This is a genomic window from Vogesella sp. (assembly GCF_046297735.1).
GTDB classification, from domain to species: domain Bacteria; phylum Pseudomonadota; class Gammaproteobacteria; order Burkholderiales; family Chromobacteriaceae; genus Vogesella; species Vogesella urethralis.
Window position 1 is genome coordinate 1 of sequence record NZ_JBKBHK010000001.1, and the last position, 19679, is coordinate 19679.

Sequence of the window (19679 nt, forward strand, 5' to 3'; positions counted from 1 at the left end):
GTGTGTGGCAGCGTGTCATTTAATGCGTGTTGTAGCAGGCTCATACAGCAAAAAAGGGAACATGATGAACATGTTCCCTTTTACTGGATTTGCAGTCGCAAGTCTTAACTGACTGGCATTAAGCCCTCGGGCTGGCTTTTTTACGTGCTGGCGGCCGGGTTTACAGCTGGCGGATGTCTACCACCGGCTGGCTGCCGAACGCCGGGCTGGCCAGGTAGCGGCAGATGGCCGCGGCGCAGTCGGCGGGCTGCGTCAGCTGGCCGTCGGCCTTTAGCGCCGTGAAGCGCGGCAGGTTGGGGAAGTGCGCCGGGTCGGCGGCGCGGATCTCGCTCTGCATGCCGGTATCCACCACGCCGGGGTACAGCGACACCGCCAGTACCGGGTTGGTCGCCGTTTGTTGCTCCACCGCCAGCGTGCGGGTGAAGTGGTCCAGTCCGGCCTTGCTGGCGCAGTACACCGCCCAGCCCGGGTAAGGGTTGGCCGCAGCGCCGGACGAAATATTCAGCACGCGGCGCGGGCCGGTAAAGCCGGCGCTGTGCGCCACAAAAGCGTTGCACAGCACCACGGGGGCGGTGAGGTTCAGCGCCAGCGCCTGCTCGGCGGCGCCGTCGGCAAAACTGCCGACGCTGGCGATGGGCTGCACGGTGCCAGCGTTGTTGATCAGCGTCAGGCTGGTACAGCCGGCCAACTGGGCCAGCGCGCGCTCGGCCAGCAGCGGCAGCAGCTGGCTGTCGGCCAGGTCGGCGTCGATGGTGGCCAGTTGCGGGTGCGCCGGCAGCGGGCTGCAGTCACGCGCGATCGCTACCACGCGGCCGCCATCGGCCAGCAGCTGCGCCACCAGCGCGGCGCCCAGCCCGCGCGAGGCGCCGGTGACCAGATAGCCGTTCACGCGCGGCCAACCTTGGCCAGTTCGGCGCGCATGGCATCGATGGTGGCCTTGTAGTCCGGCGTGTTGTAGATGGCGCTGCCGGCGACGAAGGTGTCGGCACCGGCGGCGGCGATCTCGGCGATGTTGTCGATCTTCACGCCGCCGTCCACTTCCAGCCAGATCTCGCCGCCGTGCTTGGCGGTGTATTCGTCAATGCGCTGGCGTGCGGCGCGCACTTTTTCCAGCGCGTGCGGGATGAACTTCTGGCCGCCAAAGCCTGGGTTCACCGACATGATCAGCACCATGTCGATTTTGTCCATCACGTGGTCCAGGTAGCTCAGCGGGGTGGCCGGGTTGAACACCAGGCCGGCTTTACAGCCGGCTTCCTTGATCAGGCCCAGCGTACGGTCGATGTGCTCGGAGCCTTCCGGGTGGAAGGTGATGATGTCGGCACCGGCCTTGGCAAAGGCGGCTGCCAGCGCGTCTACCGGTTTCACCATCAGGTGCACGTCGATCGGCGCGCTGCTGTGCGGGCGGATGGCTTCGCAGAACATCGGGCCCATGGTGAGGTTGGGTACGTAGTGGTTGTCCATCACGTCGAAGTGGATGATGTCGGCGCCGGCGGCGATCACATTGCGCACTTCCTCGCCCAGGCGGGCAAAGTCGGCGGACAGGATGGACGGTGCAATACGGTATTGGCTCATGGCGGTGTACGGTGGCAAGGCTGGGAAAGGCGGCATTGTAAGCCATCGCGGCGCGGGGGGCGATGGCTTACAATGCGAGCTTGAATTGTCACATGCCGCCGTGTCATCGGCGCGCCAGACTGCGTTGTTACCGGGAGTTGCCGTGAGCCAGACCTACCACATTACCGTGAGTGCCGAAGCCTTCTACCAGGAAGCCGAATCCAGCGTAGCCGAAGACCGCTACGCTTTTGCCTACCGCATTACCATCCGCAATACCGGCAGTGCGCCGGCCAGGCTGCTGTCGCGGCACTGGATCATTACCGACGCCAACGGCCGGGTGCAGGAAGTGCGCGGCATGGGCGTGATCGGCGAGCACCCGCACCTGCAGCCGGGAGAGAGCTATAGCTACACCAGCGGTGCCATGCTGAACACCCCGTACGGCAGCATGAAGGGCAGCTACCGCATGGAGGCCGACGACGGCCACGCCTTTGATGCCGATATCCCCGAATTCCACCTGCTGGCGCCGCGCGTACTGCACTGAACCAGCCTGACCGAAAGCCTGCATGCGTCCTTATGTTTCCGGCAGTACCCCGCCCCCGGCCGATCGCAACGATCTGAAAACCCTGAAAACGCTGCTGCCTTACCTGTGGCGCTTCAAGCACCGCGTGGTGCTGGCGCTGGGCTGCCTGATTGCGGCCAAGGTGGCGGGGGTGACCACACCCCTATACCTGAAGGACATCGTCGACCAGCTGTCGCTGCCGGCCACGGCGGCGATGGTGCCATTGCTGGCGCTTGCCGGCTACGGCCTGGCGCGCTTGCTGTCCAGCGTGCTGGGCGAGCTGCGCGACGCGATCTTTGCCCGCGTGGTGCAGGGCGCGGTGCGCAACGTGGCGCGCGAGGTGTTTTCGCACCTGTTCCGCCTTAGCCTGCGTTTTCACCTGGAGCGCCAGACTGGCGGCATGAGCCGCGATATTGAACGCGGCACCAAGGGTATCGGCTTCTTGCTGAACTTCACCGTGTTCAACATCCTGCCGACGCTGATCGAGATTGCGCTGGTGGTGGGCATTCTGCTCAGCCGCTACGACGCCTGGTTTGCCATCGTCACCTTCGGCACGATTGCCATTTACATCGCCTTTACGCTAACGGTGACCGAGTGGCGCACCGTGTTCCGCCGCAGCATGAACGAGCTGGATTCGCGCGCCAACAGCAAGGCCATCGATGCGCTGATCAACTACGAAACGGTCAAGTACTTCGGTAACGAGCGTTTCGAAACGCAGCGTTACGACGGCAACCTGGCGTCGTGGGAGCAATCGGCGATCAAGAACCAGGTGTCGCTGTCGATGCTGAATGCCGGACAGGGCGTCATCATTGCGGTAGGAGTGACGCTGATCATGTGGTTGGCCGCACGCGGTGTGACGCGTGGCGAAATGACGGTGGGCGACGTGGTGCTGGTGGCCACCTTCATCACCCAGCTGTGGTCGCCACTGCACTTCCTGGGCTTTGTCTACCGCGAGATTCGTCACGCGCTGGCCGACATGGAGCGCATGTTCACCTTGCTGAAAGTTGGGGCCGAGGTGGCAGATAGCGCCGGTGCGGTGGCGCTGGATGCGCGCCAGGTGAGCATTGCTTTCGAACAGGTGGCGTTTGGCTACGACGCCAAGCGGCAGATATTGCACGACGTCAGCTTCGAGATTCCGGCCGGCCATACTGTGGCGGTGGTCGGTGCCAGCGGCGCCGGCAAGTCCACGCTGTCGCGTTTGCTGTTCCGTTTTTATGACGCCAGCGCCGGGCGCATCACCTTCAATGGCCACGACATCCGCCAGCTAAGCCAGGACAGCCTGCGCGCCCATATCGGCATCGTGCCGCAGGATACGGTGCTGTTCAACGACAGCATCTACTACAACATCGCCTACGGCCGGCCCGACGCCAGTCGCGAGGAAGTGATCGAGGCGGCGCGTTCGGCGCATATCCACGATTTCGTGATGGGCTTGCCGGACGGTTACGACACCACAGTGGGCGAGCGCGGCCTGAAGCTGTCCGGCGGTGAAAAGCAGCGGGTGGCGATTGCGCGCACCATCCTGAAAAACCCGCCGGTGCTGGTGTTCGACGAGGCCACCAGTGCGCTGGATTCGCGTACCGAAAAAGCCATCCAGGCCGAACTGTTGAGTATTGCGGCCAACCGTACCACGCTGATCATCGCGCACCGCTTGTCCACCATTGCCGAGGCAGACTGCATCCTGGTGATGGATGCCGGCCGTATCATCGAGCGCGGCACTCATCGCGAGCTGCTGGCCGCTGGCGGCCGCTATGCCGAGATGTGGCGGCTGCAGCAGGAGGGCGAGGTGCTGGAGGCGTAGGGCAGGCAGCCCTGACGTGGCGGCTGCGTGTAAATAAAGCCTGCTTGCCTTGCAAGCAGGCTTTGTCTTGTGTGCGGCGCTGGCGTCGCGTGGGGCTGTGGCGCAGCCTGAATGACAAAAGCCCCGCACGGTGTCGTGCGGGGCTTTTGCGTGTCTGGTGCCGGAGAAAGGAGTCGAACCCTCGACCTTCTGATTACAAGTCAGCTGCTCTACCAACTGAGCTACACCGGCGAAGGAGGCGAATTATGCCGTCACTTTTTTTGCTTGGCAACCTTGCGCAGCGGTTTTTTAATCGCCTGGGGCTTTTTTACCGATTTTTTCAGTTGGGCCGTTTGTCGCGTGGCTTTTTTTCGTTTGAGGCTGTTCTGGCTGGGTTTTATCGCCTTGCCGTTGCGCGCGCTGCTACGCTTGGCCATCGTTGCTTTTTTACTACGTGCCATATTGGCGGCTTTGGCTTGCGCCCGTTTGGTGCGCGGAGTAGCTGTCTGGCGCTGACTGGCGCGTGTTGCCTGCACCCGTTTGCCGGCCTTGTTGCGCGTAGCCTGGCGAGGCGCCTGTACCGCGCGGCGGGTAGGTTTGCGTGCCTCGGTCGCGGTCTTTTTGTTATGGCGCTTGGCACTGGTGGCTGCTTGCCCGCTTGATTTTGCCGCTTGCGGTTTGTCGGCGCTGGTGTTGACCGGGGGCAGATTGAGTGGTTTGGCCTTGGGCGGCTTGGGTGTTGGTGCCAGCTGGAAGTCGCCCGGCAGGGGTGCATCTTCACCCTCGGCGTGCACTGGTATGGCAGAAAGTGCCAGCCCGAGCGCCAGGATGGATGCAATGGTGCGAGTTAATTGCATGTGAATGATTCTGTGGTTTTGGCCATGCGGTTTTTCGCATTGTGGCCCCTGAACGAGGTTGCTATATTAGCACGCAGCCCGTTCCCACAAGGAAAAGGGTTAAGCGCCGAAAATCAAGGAGAATAGGGATGAAACAAACGAGAAGAACATTGCTGGCAGGTATGCTGTTGTCTGCTTTTGCACTGGCAGGTTGCGGCCAGAAAGCGCCGGAAACCGCCGCGCCGTCCTCTGCTCCGCAGGCCGAGGCATCGTCAGCCGGGGGGGATCTGAAAGAATACGTTGTCGGCACTGACGCTAGCTATGCGCCGTTCGAATTCCAGACTGATACCGGTGAAATCGTCGGCTTCGATATCGAGGTGTTGAGCGCGGTAGCGGCCAAGGGTGGCTTCAAGGTCAAGTTCGTCAATACGCCGTGGGAAGGCATGTTCGCCACTGTGGATCAAGGCGACCGCGACATTCTGGCCTCTGCCATCACCATCACCGACGAACGCAAGCAGAGCATGGATTTTTCCGATCCGTACTTTGAAGCGCGTCAGCTGATTGCGGTGGCCAAGGGCGTGTCCGACGTGAAGTCGTTCCAGGATCTGAAAAACAAGAAAGTGGCCGTGCAGACCGGTACCACTGGTGATGAAGTAGTGCAGAAGCTGCTGGGTAAGACCAACCCCAATATCAAGCGCTTCGAGAACATGCCGCTGGCACTCAAAGAGCTGGAAACCGGTGGTGTGGATGCGGCGGTGGGTGACAATGGCGTGGTGGTCAATTACGTCAAGAACAACCCGCAGCACGGCATGACCACGGTGGAAGATACCAAGAGTTTCGCCCCCGAGTACTACGGCTTTGTTGTGAAGAAAGGTAATGTCGAATTGCTGGGCAAGGTGAATGAAGGCCTGAAAGCCATCAAGGCTGACGGCACGTACGACCAGATTTTCAATAAATACTTCGGCGCCAAATAACAACAAGATCAGCGGCGGGTCTGCGGGCAGATCCGCCGCTTTCTATTTTAAAGCCGGGAGCAGAGCATGGATTTCCGTTGGGGCATGATTGCCGATTACGCACCCTTGTTTATCGAGGGCGCCAAGATGACCGTTGGGATTACCCTGGTAGCTGTAGTGCTGGGGACGCTGATCGGTCTGTTCATGGGGATGGCGCGGCTGGCCGAGGCCAAGCACGGCGCGGCCAAGTATGTGTTGAAGTTTGGCGTGCGCTGGCCGTCAGCGGCCTATGTGGCCTTCTTTCGCGGCACGCCGCTGTTCGTGCAGATCCTGCTGGTGCACTTTGCGTTGATGCCGATGCTGATTCATCCGATGGATGGCATGCTGATCGACGGTGAGCTGGCGCGCGAGCTGCGCCAGAACTACGGGGCCTTCCTGTCGGGCCTGGTGGCGCTGACGCTGAACGCGGGGGCCTACATTACCGAAATTTTCCGCGCCGGTATCCAATCCATCGACAAGGGTCAGATGGAAGCCGCGCGCTCGCTGGGCCTGAGCTACGGCCAGACCATGAAGTTCGTCATCGTGCCGCAGGCGTTCCGCCGCATGCTACCGCCGCTGGGCAACGAGGCCATCATGCTGCTGAAAGACAGCTCGCTGGTGTCGGCCATCGGCCTCGCCGAGCTGGCTTACGCGGCGCGCACCGTGGCCGGTGTGTACTCGCGTTACTGGGAGCCGTATCTGACCATTTCCTTCATCTACCTGGCGCTGACCATGCTGATGGCGTGGGGGATTTCGCGTCTGGAGAAAAAACTGCACATCGGCGCACGTTAAGTGCGAGGGTGCAGCACCGAAAAAGGCCGGCTTTGCCGGCTTTTTTCATGGGCGGGCCGCATTGCACAGGGGCATGCCGGACAGGGCTTTGTGGTAGAATGGGGCATAATTTTTGTCTCTGATACGGATTTCCATGACCGACCAGCTTTTTGCCAAGGAAACGCTTCCCATCAGCCTCGAAGAGGAGATGCGTCGTTCTTATCTCGATTACGCCATGAGCGTGATCGTCGGCCGTGCCCTGCCGGACGTGCGCGACGGCCTCAAGCCGGTACATCGCCGCGTGCTGTTTGCCATGCACGAACTGTCGAACGACTGGAACCGGGCCTACAAGAAGTCGGCGCGTATCGTGGGTGACGTGATTGGTAAATACCACCCGCACGGCGATAGCGCGGTGTACGACACCATCGTGCGCATGGCGCAGGATTTCAGCCTGCGCTACCCGCTGGTGGATGGTCAGGGTAACTTCGGTTCGGTCGATGGCGACAATGCCGCCGCCATGCGTTACACCGAGATCCGCATGGCGCGTATTGCGCACGAACTGCTGGCCGACATCGACAAGGAAACCGTCGACTTCGGCCCCAACTACGACGGCTCCGAGCACGAACCGCTGATCCTGCCGGCACGCATCCCGAACCTGCTGATCAATGGCAGCTCGGGTATTGCGGTGGGCATGGCCACCAATATTCCGCCGCACAACATCAGCGAAGTCATCGACGGCTGCCTGGCCCTGCTGGCCAATAGCGACATGACCATCGACGAGCTGATCGACATCATTCCGGCGCCGGACTTTCCCACCGCTGGCATCATCTACGGTACCGCCGGCATCAAAGAGGCGTACCGTACCGGCCGTGGCCGTGCCATCATGCGCGCCCGCGTGCACTTTGAAGACATCGGCAAGGGCGACCGCCAGGCCATCATCGTGGACGAAATCCCGTACCAGGTGAACAAGGCTCGCCTGCTGGAACGCATCAGCGAGCTGGTACGCGACAAGCTGATCGAAGGCATTTCCGACCTGCGCGACGAGTCGGACAAGTCCGGCATGCGCGTGGTGATCGAGCTCAAGCGCGGCGAAATGCCGGAGGTGGTACTGAACCACCTGTACAAGCTGACCCAGCTGCAAGACAGCTTCGGCATCAATATGGTGGCGCTGGTCGACGGCCAGCCGCGCCTGCTGAACCTGAAGCAGATCATCGAAGAATTCCTGCGCCACCGCCGCGAAGTGGTGACCCGTCGCACCATCTACGAACTGCGCAAGGCGCGCGAACGCGGCCATATCCTGGAAGGCCTGGCAGTGGCGCTGTCCAACGTGGACGAGATCATCGCGCTGATCAAGGCCTCCGAAGCGCCGCCGCAAGCCAAGGCCGCGCTGATGGGCCGCGCCTGGCGCTCCGAGCTGGTGGAAAGCATGCTGGCGCGCGTGGACCAGACCCAGGCGCGTCCGGACGGGCTGGCGGCCAACTACGGGCTGCACGGCGATGGCTACTTCCTGTCCGAAACCCAGGCCCAGGCCATTCTGGACCTGCGCCTGCAGCGCCTGACCGGCCTGGAACAGGACAAGATCGTCGGCGAGTACCGCGACATCATGGAAATCATCCTCGACCTGATCGACATCCTGGCGCGCCCGGAACGCATCAACCAGATCATCCACGACGAGTTGGCCGCCATCCGCCTGCAATACGGCGACAAGCGCCGCTCCGAGATCGAGCCGTTCGGTGGCGACATCAACATCGAAGACCTGATCACGCCGCAGGAAATGGTGGTTACCCTGTCCCACAGCGGCTACCTGAAAGCGCAACCGGTGGGCGACTACCAGGCGCAGCGCCGTGGCGGCCGTGGCAAGCAAGCCGCCGCCACCAAGGACGACGATTTCATCAATACGCTGTTCGTGGCCAATACCCACGACTACGTGCTGTGCTTCTCCAGCTTTGGCCGTTGCTACTGGATCAAGGTATACGACATGCCGCAGGGTGGCCGTACCAGCCGTGGCAAACCCGTTGTCAACGTGCTGCCGCTGCAGGACGGGGAGAAGATCAGCGCCATGCTGCCGGTGAAAGCCTTTACCGGTAACGAGCCGGAGCTGGACGACGACGCCGAGGTTAGCGACAAGGTCAAAGGCCCGTTCGTGTTCATGTGTACCGGCAACGGCACCGTGAAGAAAACCCCGCTGGAGGCGTTCAGCCGCCCGCGCACCGCCGGCATCATCGCGGTGAAACTGGACGAAGGCGACACCCTGGTAGGCGTCGCGCTGACCAGCGGCAGCGACCAGGTCATGCTGTTCAGCAACGCCGGCAAGGCGGTGCGTTTTGACGAAACCAATGTGCGCCCGATGGGCCGTACCGCAGGTGGCGTACGCGGCATGGCGCTGGCAGAAGGCCAGCAGGTGATTTCGCTGCTGGTGGCCAACAGCGACGAGCAACAAGTGCTGACCGCCAGCGACGGCGGCTACGGCAAACGTACCCGTGTTGGCGAATTCCGCCAGACCAGCCGTGGCACCCAGGGCGTGATCGCCATGGACCTCACCGACAAGACCGGCCTGAACCTGGTGTCCGCCAGCCTGGTGGAAGACAGCGACGACGTGATGCTGATCACCACCGGCGGCGTGCTGATCCGTACCAAGGTAGACCAGATCCGCGAAACTGGCCGTTCGGCCCAGGGCGTGCGCCTGATCAACCTGGACGAAGGCGAACAGCTGGTATGCCTGGTGAAAGTGGCCGAGAGCGAAGACAGCGCCGAAGCCGAAGCAGGTGAGGTGACCGACGTTGCCGTGGACGCTGGCGCCTCCGAAGCAGGCGAGGGCGCAGCCGAATGAGTCACGCCGACGCGGCCAACCCTGAAGTGCTGAAGGCAATGGGCGAGCTGTTTGTCAGCTTGCCGCATTGCCGCACGCTGGGTTTTGAATACCTGGGTACCGTTGGCCGCAAGCCGACGCTGCGGGTGGCGTGGCGGGAAGACCTAGTGGGCAACCCGGCTACCGGCGTGGTGCACGGCGGGGTGATCACCTCCATCGTCGACACCACCAGCGCGGTATCGGTGGCGGCCAATATGCAGGACTACGAAACCATCGCCACGCTGGACCTGCGTATCGACTACCTGAAAGCCGCCACCCCGGGCAAGGCCATCTACTGCACCGCGGAGTGCTACCGCATGGCCAGCCAGATCGCTTTTACCCGTGCCGTGTGCTATCACGAGTCACCGGACGACCCGATCGCCCACGGTGTGGCCACCTTCATGCGCGATTCCAACCCCAAACCGATGCTGCAGGTGGAGGACAAGCCGTGAGCGACTTCATGGAAACCTTCAACCGCCTGCGCGACGAAAAGCGTTTTGCCGAGGTGATCGCCGCTGTGCCGTACGCCCGCCTGATGGGCGTGGAGTGCGGCGAGGACGCGGCGGGCGAGCTGCTGTTTTCGCTGCCGTTCTACGAGCGCAACGTGGGTAACACCACCTTGCCGGCGCTGCACGGTGGCCTGATCGGCGGCTTTCTGGAAAACGCCGCGCTGTTGCACCTGATGTGGAACCGCGAGTCGCTGGAAGCCCCCAAGATTGTCGATTTCTCGCTGGACTACCTGCGCTCGGGCAAGGCCCAGACGCTGTACGCCCAGTGCGAGATCACTAAGCAGGGCAAGCGCGTGGCGCACGTCCTGATCGAGGCATGGCAGGAAGACCGCAAGAAACCGGTAGCGGTGGCGCGGGCGCACTTCCTGCTCAGCACCGGCAGCTAAACACACCAAGCCACGCTGCCAGCGTGGCTTTTTGACGACTAGAGACAAAGAGACAGAGGTCTGACATGGCAAAGGTGTACAACTTTTCGGCCGGCCCCGCCGTTCTGCCCCACGAAGTACTGGCTACGGCGCAAACCGAGCTGCTGGACTGGCACGGCTCCGGCATGTCGGTGATGGAAATGAGCCACCGCGGCAAGGAGTTCATGGAAATCATCCACGACGCCGAGCAGGACCTGCGCGAGCTGCTGCAGATTCCGGCCGGCTACAAGGTGCTGTTCATGCAGGGCGGGGCGTCGCAGCAGTTTTCGATGGTGCCGCTGAACCTGGCGCCGGCCGACGGCGTGATCGACGTGCTGGATACCGGCCACTGGTCGCGCCTGGCGGTGAAAGAAGCCAAACGCTATACCAGCGTTAACGTGGTGGCCAGCAGCGCCGACAGCAACTACGCCACCGTGCCGGCGGTGGAGAGCTGGCAGTGCCGCGCCGACGCCGCGTACTTCCACTACACCTCCAACGAAACCATCGGCGGCCTGCAGTACAGCGCCATCCCCGATACCGGCAGCGTGCCGCTGGTGTGCGATATGTCGTCCGACTTCCTGTCGCGCGAGATCGACGTGTCGAAGTTCGGCTTGATCTACGCCGGCGCGCAGAAGAACATCGGCCCGTCCGGCCTGACCGTGGTGATCGTGCGCGAAGACCTGCTGGGCCGCGCCCAGCCGCAAACGCCCACCATGCTGAACTACCAGGTGCACGCCGACGCCAACTCCATGTACAACACGCCGGCCACCTACCCGATCTACATCGCGGGTTTGGTGTTCAAATGGCTGAAGACCCAGGGCGGCATCAAGGGCATGGCGGCGCGTAACGAAGAGAAGGCCGGCCTGCTGTACCACGCCATCGATAGCAGCAACGGCTTCTACTACAGCCATATCGACGCGCCGTACCGCTCCAAGATGAACGTGGTATTCCGCCTGAAAGACGAGGCGCTGGAAGATCTGTTCCTGTCCGAAGCCAAGAAAAACGGCCTGGTGCAGCTGAAAGGCCACCGTTCGGTGGGCGGCATGCGCGCGTCCATCTACAACGCCATGCCGATCGAAGGCGTGAAGGCGCTGGTGCATTTCATGCTGGATTTTGCCCGGCAGCACGGTTGATCGCGCCAGGTTGGCCGCATCGCGGCCAACTACGTGTCAAAGCCCCTTCCGCCTGGTAGGGGCTTTTTGCTGGCCGCTGTTCGCGTGGCTGACAAGACTGTTTGCTGCTGCAGTGCTGGCTTTGTTGCAGCAATGTGTCGCATGATGTTGGCTTGACGTGAGGAAAATGCCGATGCGCACGCTGTCCCCGCTTACCCTGTTATTGCTGGCCGCTGGCGCCATCGTGTCGCTCAGCATGGGCATTCGCCATGGTTTCGGTTTTTTCCTGCCACCGATGACGCAGGCCTTTGGCTGGAGCCGCGAGACCTTTGCACTGGCGCTGGGCCTGCAAAACCTGGTGTGGGGTGCCACGCAGCCGTTTGCCGGCGCCTTTGCCGACCGCCACGGGCCGGGCAGGGTGCTGCTGGCCGGCGGGGCGCTGTACGCGCTGGGCTTGCTGCTGATGACGGTGTCCAGCACCGGCTGGCTGTTGTCTGGCTCGGCCGGTTTGCTGCTGGGGCTGGCGCTGTCGTGTACCACCTATAGCGTGGTGTTCTGCGTCATCGTGCGCGCAGTACCGGACGCGCAGCGTTCCGGCGCGATGGGCATTACCGCGGCGGCGGGGTCGTTCGGCCAGTTCATGATGGTGCCGATTGAGCGCGGCCTGATCGATAGCCTGGGCTGGCTGCCGGCCTTGTTCATCCTGGCGGCCATGGCCACGCTGCTGCTGCCGTTGGCCGCGCCGATGGCGCGCGCCTACCGCGAGGCGCCGCCGGTGCCGGCCGCCACGGGCAGCATCTGGCAGGGCATGGTCGGCGCCTTTGGCCAGGCCTGGCAGCAGCGCTCGTTCCGCCTGCTGATGGCCGGTTATTTCGTGTGCGGTTTCCAGGTGGTGTTCATCGGTGTGCACTTGCCCGCTTACCTGCGCGATCACGGTCTGGCCGGCGGCGTGGCCAGCATGGCGCTGGCGCTGATCGGGCTGTTCAATATCGGCGGTACCTATACTGCCGGCAAGCTGGGCGGCCGCTACGCCAAACCGTACCTGCTGGCCGGTATCTACTTTGCCCGCACCGTGGTGATCGGCTTGTTCCTGCTGCTGCCGCTGTCGTCGCTGTCGGTGGCGCTGTTTGCTGCCGCCATCGGCTTTTTGTGGCTGTCCACGGTGCCGCTGACCAACGGCGTCATCGTCAGCCTGTTTGGCGTGCGTAACCTGGGCATGCTGTCGGGCGCGGTGTTTTTCTCGCACCAGGTCGGCAGCTTTCTGGGCGTGTGGCTGGGCGGGCTGATCTACGACCACACCGGCAGCTACGACATTGTATGGGGCATGGCGATGGTGCTGGGCGTGATGGCGGCGGCGGCCAACCTGCCGGTGAAGGAAGTGCCGGTGGCGGTGCAAGGGGCCAAGGCGTGAAGTGGTTGCTGGCAGCGGCCTTGCTGCTGGCGCTGGCGGCCGGCCTGTGGGCTTACAGCCGGCCGGACTTTATTGTGGGCCTGGGCAATACGATAGCTGGCTGTTTCTAGCGCGGCAGCCCGGCGGCCGGGTTGGCCGCATGGCATCGCTGCCGTACACTGTGCACGACAAAAGCATCGCACAGGAGGCCAGCATGCTGACGCAAACCCATTTGCAGCAATTGCAGCTGTTGTGGCAACAGGGCGAGCAGTTTGACGCCAGCCACAGCGAGCGGCGCGAAAAGCGCCTCAACATCACGCCGGATACCGGCAAGTTCCTGTACCAGCTGTCGCGCAGCCGCCGTGCCCGCACCGTACTGGAAATCGGCACCAGCAACGGGTTTTCTACTGTGTGGCTGGCGCTGGCGGCCAAGGCGCACAAGGGCAGGGTGTTCACCATTGATGTCTCGGCGCACAAAACGGCGCTGGCGCACGCCACGCTGGAGGCGTTTGGCGTCAGCGATGTGGTGAATGCCCGCACCGGCGACGCGTTTTCCCTGCTGGCCGACGCCGACGACGAGTCGGTGGATATGCTGTTCCTGGACGCCGATCGCGCAAGATATGCAGGCTATTGGCCGGAAATCACGCGCATCATGGCGCCGGGTGGGCTAGTGGTGATGGATAATGCCGTGTCGCATGCCGCCGAGTGTGCCGATTTTATTGCTGCGGTGCTTGCGACGCATGGCTATCTCGCGGAAACTTACCCTATCGGAAAAGGCCAATTTGTCATCCTGAAAGACCTCTGAATCGTGTCAGACGACCTCCTCAAGCAGCATCGTGACGCCATCGACCAGATCGACGTCGATATCCTCCATCTTCTTAACCAGCGCGCCCAGCACGCTCGCGATATCGGCGAGATCAAGGGCGGCGGCATCATCTACCGGCCGGAACGCGAAGCGCAGGTGCTGCGCCGCATCAAGGCACTGAACCCCGGCCCGCTGCCGGGCGAGTCGGTGGCGCGGCTGTTCCGCGAGATCATGTCCGAATGCCTGGCGCTGGAAAAGCCGCTGTCTATCGCCTATCTGGGCCCGGAGGGCAGCTTTACCCAGCTGGCCACGCTGAAGCACTTTGGCCACGCCGCGCGTACTGTGGCGTGCAGCTCGATCGACGAGGCATTCCGGCTGGTGGAATCGCGCGCGCTGGATTACGTGGTAGCGCCGGTGGAAAACTCCACCGAGGGTGCGGTGGGCCGCACGCTGGACCTGATGGTGAGCACGCCGCTGAAAATCTGCGGCGAGGTGGTACTGCGCATTCATCACCACTTGCTGCGCAATACGCCGTCGCTGGACGGCATCCGCCGCGTGTACGCCCACGCGCAGGCGCTGGCGCAATGTCACGAATGGCTGAACAAGAACCTGCCGGCCAATGTGGAGCGCATTTCGGTGGCCAGCAACGCCGAAGCCGCCAGGTTGGCCGCAGAAGACGCCGACTGCGCCGCCATTGCCGGCCAGGCTGCAGCCGAACGCTACAACCTGACCAAGCTGGCCGAAAACATCGAAGACGAGCCGAACAACACCACGCGTTTCCTGGTGCTGGGCCATCAGGAAGTGGGCCCCACGGCGCAAGACAAGACCTCCATCATCGTGTCTGCCCCTAACCGCCCCGGTGCCGTGCATTCGCTGCTGGAACCGCTGGCGGCCAACGGTGTCTCGATGACCAAGCTGGAGTCGCGGCCGTCGCGTGCCGGCCTGTGGGACTACGTGTTCTTCATCGACATGGAAGGCCACCACAGCAGCGACAATATTGCGCAGGCCTTGCGCGAACTGGGCGAGCGCACCTCCTTCGTGAAGGTGCTGGGCGCCTACCCGCAAGCCGTACTGTAACGCATCGGCGGCCGCCAGCCGGCGGCTGCCAGAAAGACCATCATGAGCATTCAATCCGTTTGCCTGTTTTGCGGCTCCAATAGCGGCGTGCGCCTGGCTTACAAGCTGGCCGCGCAAGAGCTGGGCCGTACCCTGGCCGCCCGCGCCATTACCCTGGTGTACGGTGGCGGCAATATCGGCCTGATGGGCGAGGCCGCCGACGCCGCGCTGGCCGCCGGTGGCCGTGTCATCGGTGTGATTCCGGGCTTCCTGAAAGAGAAAGAAGTCGCTCACCAGGGCCTGTCCGAGCTGCACGTCACGCGCACCATGCACGAGCGCAAGGCGCTGATGGAAGACCTGTCCGGCGGCTTCATTGCTTTGCCAGGCGGTTTTGGCACCTACGACGAGCTGTTCGAGATGCTGACCTGGGCGCAGCTGTCGGTACACAGCAAGCCGATCGGCCTCTTGAATGTGGACGGTTTCTTCGACCCGCTGCTGACAATGGTGAAACACGGCGTCAACGAAGGCTTCGTGCGCCCGGGGCACCTCGACCTGTTTGTGGTGGCCGATAACCTGCCGGACCTGCTGGACGCCATGAACCACTACCGTGGTGCGCCGGAAGGCAAGTGGCTGTCGCATGACAACATCTAGCCGGAGCGCGGCATGATCATCGTGATGGCGGCGCAGGCCAGCCCTGCCCATATCGATGCCGTGGTGGCCAAGATCCGCGCCGCCGGCCTCAGCGAGCACCTGTCGCGCGGTACCGAGCGCACCATCATTGGCGCCGTGGGCGACGAGCGCGTGCTGTCGGCCGACATGTTCGAAACCATGCCCGGTGTCGAGCGTGCCATGCGGGTGCTGAAAGACTACCGCATGGTGTCGCGCGAGGTACGGCCCGACAACACCGTGGTGTCGGTGCGCGGCGTACAGATCGGTGGCGCGGCCATCCAGCTGATCGCCGGCCCCAGCGCCATCGAAAGCGAGCCGCACATGCTGGCGCTGGCCGCGCGCCTGCAGCAAAGCGGCATCCGCTTGCTGCGTGGTGGTGCCTACAAGCCGCGCACCAGCCCCTACTCCTTTCAGGGCGTGGGCGAGGCCGGCCTCGGTTATCTGCGCGACGCGGCGCGCCGTTACGGCATGCCGATGGTGAGCGAGCTGCTGGATATCCGCCTGCTGGATACCTTCCTTGAGCACGACGTGGACGTGATCCAGATCGGCCCGCGCAATATGCAGAACGTGGAGTTGCTGAAAGAGGTTGGCCGCATCAACAAACCGGTGCTGTTGCACCGTGGCGTGGCGTCCACCCTCAGCGAGTGGCTGATGGCGGCCGAGTACATCGCTATCGGCGGTAACCACAACATCGTGTTTTGCGAGCGCGGCGTGCGCAGTTTCGACACTGCCAGCCGCCACGCGCTGGACATCAGCGCCATCCCGCTGTTGAAGCGCGAAACCCACTTGCCGGTGCTGGTAGACCCCAGCCACGCCGGTGGTCGCGCCAGCCTGGTGGCACCGCTGGCCTGCGCGGCGATTGCGGCGGGTGCCGATGGCCTGCTGCTGGAAGTACACGACGCGCCACAGCACGCGCTGTGCGATGCCGAACAGGCGATCACGCCCGACGCACTGGATGAACTGCTGGCGACATTGCGGCCACTGGCGGCCGCAGTGGGACGCACGCTGTAGCAACAAGGGAGAACCGGCATGAGCGATACCGCCCGCGTGGCACTGGCCCAACTGCAGGATTACCGTTTTGAAAACCATTTTGACGGCGGCCACGTGCTGATCACCGACGAGCCGGCGCCGCTGGGTAGCGATACCGGCCCGTCGCCGTCGCAACTGCTGGTGGGGGCAGTGGCCAACTGTCTCAGCGCCAGCCTGCTGTTTGCCGCCCGCAAGTTTCACATCGTGCTGGAACCGCTGGCGTGTGAGGCCAGCGCTACCATCGGGCGTAACGAGCGTAACCGTATGCGCGTGACCGGCATCAGCGTGACGCTGCGCTGCGGCAGTTCGCCGGCAGGCCACCCGCAGCTGCAGCGCCTGCTCGACAGCTTCGAGGATTTCTGCACCGTTACCCAGAGCGTGGCGGCGGCCATTCCGGTGTCGCTAACCGTGCTGGATGCGGACGGCAGTGTGCTAAAGAGCAGCTGATTCTATGCCGAGCCCAAAACAAAACCCGCCGGTTGGCGGGTTTTGTTTTGTCTGTTGCCGGCGGGCTTACAGGTGGCGCAGCAGCAGCGGCACGCTCAGCTCGGCCATCCAGCCCAGCAGCAGCGGTGCGGCCAGCGTGGCCACCAGGACCGCCAGCCAGCTGAAGCCGCCTTGGCGGCGCGACAGCCACAGGCAGACGCGGTAGATCAGGTAGGCACCCGCCGCTACCAGTGGCGGCAGCATGGCGTAGGCTTGCGCCGGGCGGCCGGACAGCAGCGGCGTCAGCAGCAGTACGCCGGCGTGCAGGCACAGCTGCGATAGCACATAGACGCGCAATAGCGGTGGTATGCCGTCCAGCGACAGGCCGTTGCGGCCAACCTTCAGCGTGGCTAGCGCTAGCAGCAGCGCGCCGGTGCCGACCCAGGCGTAGGGGTAGAGCAGGGGCAGCCAGACCGGCACCATGGGCAGCGTGGGCAGTGCCAGCCGGCAGACGATGCCGACCATCAGGAAGGCCAGGGCAAACGCCAGCGCGGCGGTGAGGTTGTCGCTGGCGATCAGCCGCCACAGCGCGTGCAGCGTGTACAGCACCAGCGGCAGTAGTAACAAGGCACTGGAAAAGGCAGGATTCATGCTTTGAGTACGCGCAGCATGGCCAGCGAAATCAGCTCGCCCATTTGCGCCAGGTAGTGAGTTTGCATGTCGAAGCTAAAGCGCTGGGCGTCGTCGCTGGCGATCACCACGATGCCGAATGGCTCGGTGCCTTCGCGCAGCGCCAGCTGGGCGAACGATTGCAACACCGGCACCGCCGGGAACCAGCTGATGATCTCGTCGTTGGCGTACGGGCCGCAGTAGGGGGCAGACAGGTTGCCGGCCAGCAGGCGTACATCCTGGCGAGCGTTGTACAGCTGGGTATCGCTGGCCGCGTCGTGCCACAGCCGTACCGCCACGCGGTTGAGGCCGAAGTGCTCGGCAAACACCTGCAGGATGGCGGCGTGCACATCGCTTAGCGTGGCGGCCTTCATCAGGGCCAGGCTCAGCTTGTGAGTGCGCGCCAGGGTCTGGTCGTTCTGCTCGCCGTGGCGTACCAGCTGCGCCAAGCGTGCTTCCAGCTGGCGGTTGCGGTCCTTCAGGTCCAGCAGCTGGCGGTCGGCAAACGATACCACGCGCTCTTGCACCGGCCTCAGGCCGTAGCGTTGGGCGTGTTCGGACAAGAAGTCCGGATGGCTATCCAGATACGCCAGTACGTCATCAGCTTCCACTACGCAGCTCCTCTTGCATGGGGTTGGATAAAGCATGCGCCTGCCACAGGGCAGGCGCCTTGAACAAACGCAAGCCTGAGGCTGCTGACGTGCCGGGCACGCGCAGCCGCTCAGACCTCGATTTCGCCGTTGAACACGGTAACGGCCGGACCGGTCATGCGTACCGGCTGGCCGTCGCCTTGCCATTCGATCTGCAGGTCGCCACCGCGGGTGTGGACGGTAACCTTGCTGTCCAGCAGGCCGCGACGGATGCCGGCTACTACAGCGGCGCAGGCGCCGGTGCCGCAGGCCAGGGTTTCGCCAGCACCGCGCTCGTACACGCGCAGCCGCACTTCGCGGCGGCTGACAATCTGCAGGAAGCCGGCGTTGACGCGTTCCGGAAAGCGGCTGTGCTGCTCGATCAGCGGGCCTTGCTGCGCCACCGGCGCGGTGTCCACATTGCTGACTACTTGCACCGCGTGCGGGTTCCCCATCGATACCACGCTGATGTCGATGGAATCGTCGCCTACTTGCAGCGGATGGGTGATGGCATCGCCCTCTGCGATGAACGGAATGTCCAGCGGGGCAAAGCGCGGCGCGCCCATGTCGACGGTGATCAGGCCGCCTTCGCCCAGCTCCGGCACGATGACGCCGCGGGCGGTTTCCACGCGGATGGCGCGCTTGTTGGTCAGGCGTTGTTCGGTGACGAACTTGACGAAGCAGCGTGCGCCGTTGCCGCATTGTTCCACTTCGCTGCCGTCGTTGTTGAAGATGCGGTAGCGGAAGTCGTTTTCCTGTGACTGCGGGGCCTCTACCAGCAGCAGCTGGTCGAAGCCGACGCCCAGATGGCGGTCGCCCAGCTGGCGCAGGCGTTCTGCGCTGAGGGTAACGGTTTGTCTGACGCCATCGATGACTACGAAGTCATTGCCCAGGCCGTGCATCTTGCTGAACTTGAGTTTCATTGAATTTACCGCGTGTTCTGGGGCCGTTTCGGCCTCCATCATAACGTATTCGGCATGGCTGTCCATGCGCAAGCGGGGGCGCATTGACACCTTACTGACCAGTAAGTAGAGTCGCGGCATGAAGCCTGAAACCGACGCGCGCACCGATACGCGCAAGAAGATCCTGGACCTGGCCGAGGTGCTGATGCTCTCGCGCGGGTTCAATGCCTTTAGCTATCAGCACATTAGCGGCGAGCTGGGCGTGCGTAACGCCGCCATCCATTACCACTTTCCCAAGAAAACCGACCTGGGCGTGGCCCTGATCGAGCGCTACCGGCGCCGCTTTGCCCGCTACGTGGAAGCGCAAGCCGGCCTGTCGCCTGTGGTACAGCTGGCACGCTATTTCGAACTCACCGACAACTATTACGACAAGCAGCAGATTTGCCCCAGCGGCATCCTGTCTGCCGAGCTGCACACGCTGCCGCCGGAGATGCAGCAGTGCACCGCGCAGTTCGTGGAAGAAATGCGTGCCTGGGCGGTGGACATCGTGCGCCGTGGCCAGCTAGCCGGCGCCATGCAGTTTGCCGGTACGCCGGAAGGCATGGGCACCATCGTATTTGCCGCCATGCAGGGCAGCCTGCAGCTGGCACGGCTGGACGGTGGCGCGCTGGACGAAGTGAAGCAGCAGATTCGTCTGCTGCTGGGGATCACAGCATCCTGACCCGGCAGGGGGGCTGCTTGCGGC

Annotated in this window: 21 protein-coding genes and 1 tRNA gene; 15 read left to right on the forward strand and 7 right to left on the reverse strand. The window is 63.3% G+C overall.

Annotated features, from left to right (window positions below; all coding sequences use genetic code 11):
- Window positions 1-160 precede the first annotated feature (160 nt).
- The gene (locus tag ACK4FZ_RS00005) at window positions 161-889 is read right to left on the reverse strand and encodes an SDR family NAD(P)-dependent oxidoreductase (RefSeq protein WP_409817697.1); all 729 of its coding nucleotides are present in this window, start codon (window positions 887-889) and stop codon (window positions 161-163) included.
- Window positions 886-1572, reverse strand: coding sequence for a ribulose-phosphate 3-epimerase (gene rpe, locus ACK4FZ_RS00010; RefSeq protein ID WP_409817700.1), 687 nt, complete (start codon window positions 1570-1572; stop codon window positions 886-888). The genes ACK4FZ_RS00005 and rpe overlap by 4 nt, the downstream gene beginning before the upstream one ends.
- A gap of 142 nt (window positions 1573-1714) precedes the next feature.
- Between rpe and apaG the strand changes: the two genes are divergently transcribed.
- A complete protein-coding gene (gene apaG / locus ACK4FZ_RS00015; protein WP_409817702.1) occupies window positions 1715-2092 on the forward strand; it encodes a Co2+/Mg2+ efflux protein ApaG in 378 nt (125 codons plus the stop codon).
- Between the two features lie 22 nt (window positions 2093-2114).
- The gene (locus ACK4FZ_RS00020; protein WP_409817704.1) at window positions 2115-3908 is read left to right on the forward strand and encodes an ABCB family ABC transporter ATP-binding protein/permease; all 1794 of its coding nucleotides are present in this window, start codon (window positions 2115-2117) and stop codon (window positions 3906-3908) included.
- Between the two features lie 155 nt (window positions 3909-4063).
- Here the strand turns inward: ACK4FZ_RS00020 and ACK4FZ_RS00025 are convergent.
- Window positions 4064-4139, reverse strand: a tRNA-Thr gene (locus ACK4FZ_RS00025).
- 20 nt (window positions 4140-4159) lie between these two features.
- Window positions 4160-4744: a hypothetical protein gene (locus ACK4FZ_RS00030; RefSeq protein ID WP_409817705.1), complete on the reverse strand. Its 585-nt coding sequence runs from the start codon at window positions 4742-4744 to the stop codon at window positions 4160-4162.
- Between the two features lie 128 nt (window positions 4745-4872).
- Here ACK4FZ_RS00030 and ACK4FZ_RS00035 point away from each other — a divergent pair, with 128 nt between their 5' ends.
- The 12 genes from ACK4FZ_RS00035 to ACK4FZ_RS00090 all read left to right on the forward strand — a co-directional run bounded on the left by ACK4FZ_RS00035 (window position 4873) and on the right by ACK4FZ_RS00090 (window position 16755).
- Window positions 4873-5697 (forward strand): basic amino acid ABC transporter substrate-binding protein, encoded by an 825-nt coding sequence (locus ACK4FZ_RS00035; RefSeq protein ID WP_409817707.1) that lies wholly within the window; start codon window positions 4873-4875, stop codon window positions 5695-5697.
- 66 nt (window positions 5698-5763) lie between these two features.
- Window positions 5764-6507, forward strand: coding sequence for an amino acid ABC transporter permease (locus ACK4FZ_RS00040; protein WP_409817709.1), 744 nt, complete (start codon window positions 5764-5766; stop codon window positions 6505-6507).
- A gap of 133 nt (window positions 6508-6640) precedes the next feature.
- A complete protein-coding gene (gene gyrA, locus ACK4FZ_RS00045; RefSeq protein WP_409817710.1) occupies window positions 6641-9316 on the forward strand; it encodes a DNA gyrase subunit A in 2676 nt (891 codons plus the stop codon).
- Complete coding sequence (locus tag ACK4FZ_RS00050) at window positions 9313-9786, forward strand: PaaI family thioesterase (RefSeq protein WP_144371680.1); 474 nt, start codon at window positions 9313-9315, stop codon at window positions 9784-9786. Before gyrA ends, ACK4FZ_RS00050 begins: the two co-directional genes overlap by 4 nt.
- Window positions 9783-10229 carry a PaaI family thioesterase gene (locus ACK4FZ_RS00055; protein WP_409817712.1) on the forward strand — a complete coding sequence of 149 codons (447 nt, stop codon included), beginning with the start codon at window positions 9783-9785 and terminating at the stop codon, window positions 10227-10229. Before ACK4FZ_RS00050 ends, ACK4FZ_RS00055 begins: the two co-directional genes overlap by 4 nt.
- Before the next feature lie 65 nt (window positions 10230-10294).
- On the forward strand, window positions 10295-11380 hold the full coding sequence (gene serC / locus ACK4FZ_RS00060) for a 3-phosphoserine/phosphohydroxythreonine transaminase (RefSeq protein WP_409817714.1): 1086 nt from the start codon (window positions 10295-10297) through the stop codon (window positions 11378-11380).
- A 172-nt stretch (window positions 11381-11552) separates the two neighbouring features.
- The gene (locus tag ACK4FZ_RS00065) at window positions 11553-12770 is read left to right on the forward strand and encodes an MFS transporter (RefSeq protein WP_409817716.1); all 1218 of its coding nucleotides are present in this window, start codon (window positions 11553-11555) and stop codon (window positions 12768-12770) included.
- 193 nt (window positions 12771-12963) lie between these two features.
- Window positions 12964-13554, forward strand: coding sequence for an O-methyltransferase (locus tag ACK4FZ_RS00070; RefSeq protein ID WP_409817718.1), 591 nt, complete (start codon window positions 12964-12966; stop codon window positions 13552-13554).
- Between the two features lie 3 nt (window positions 13555-13557).
- Window positions 13558-14631, forward strand: a complete 1074-nt coding sequence (gene pheA, locus ACK4FZ_RS00075; RefSeq protein WP_144371685.1) for a prephenate dehydratase — start codon at window positions 13558-13560, stop codon at window positions 14629-14631.
- Between the two features lie 42 nt (window positions 14632-14673).
- Window positions 14674-15261 carry a TIGR00730 family Rossman fold protein gene (locus ACK4FZ_RS00080; protein WP_409817720.1) on the forward strand — a complete coding sequence of 196 codons (588 nt, stop codon included), beginning with the start codon at window positions 14674-14676 and terminating at the stop codon, window positions 15259-15261.
- Between the two features lie 12 nt (window positions 15262-15273).
- On the forward strand, window positions 15274-16290 hold the full coding sequence (aroF, locus tag ACK4FZ_RS00085; protein WP_409817721.1) for a 3-deoxy-7-phosphoheptulonate synthase: 1017 nt from the start codon (window positions 15274-15276) through the stop codon (window positions 16288-16290).
- Window positions 16291-16308: 18 nt separating this feature from the next.
- Window positions 16309-16755, forward strand: coding sequence for an OsmC family protein (locus ACK4FZ_RS00090; RefSeq protein WP_409817723.1), 447 nt, complete (start codon window positions 16309-16311; stop codon window positions 16753-16755).
- A 66-nt stretch (window positions 16756-16821) separates the two neighbouring features.
- Here ACK4FZ_RS00090 and ACK4FZ_RS00095 read toward each other — a convergent pair whose 3' ends face one another.
- The 3 genes from ACK4FZ_RS00095 to dapF all read right to left on the reverse strand — a co-directional run bounded on the left by ACK4FZ_RS00095 (window position 16822) and on the right by dapF (window position 18955).
- The gene (locus ACK4FZ_RS00095; protein WP_409817725.1) at window positions 16822-17385 is read right to left on the reverse strand and encodes a hypothetical protein; all 564 of its coding nucleotides are present in this window, start codon (window positions 17383-17385) and stop codon (window positions 16822-16824) included.
- Window positions 17382-18014, reverse strand: coding sequence for a DUF484 family protein (locus ACK4FZ_RS00100; RefSeq protein WP_409817727.1), 633 nt, complete (start codon window positions 18012-18014; stop codon window positions 17382-17384). The genes ACK4FZ_RS00095 and ACK4FZ_RS00100 overlap by 4 nt, the downstream gene beginning before the upstream one ends.
- 110 nt (window positions 18015-18124) lie before the next feature.
- On the reverse strand, window positions 18125-18955 hold the full coding sequence (gene dapF / locus ACK4FZ_RS00105; RefSeq protein ID WP_409817729.1) for a diaminopimelate epimerase: 831 nt from the start codon (window positions 18953-18955) through the stop codon (window positions 18125-18127).
- 118 nt (window positions 18956-19073) lie between these two features.
- On the opposite strand from dapF, the gene ACK4FZ_RS00110 reads away from it, so the two are divergent.
- The gene (locus ACK4FZ_RS00110; protein ID WP_409817730.1) at window positions 19074-19655 is read left to right on the forward strand and encodes a TetR/AcrR family transcriptional regulator; all 582 of its coding nucleotides are present in this window, start codon (window positions 19074-19076) and stop codon (window positions 19653-19655) included.
- Window positions 19656-19679 lie beyond the last annotated feature (24 nt).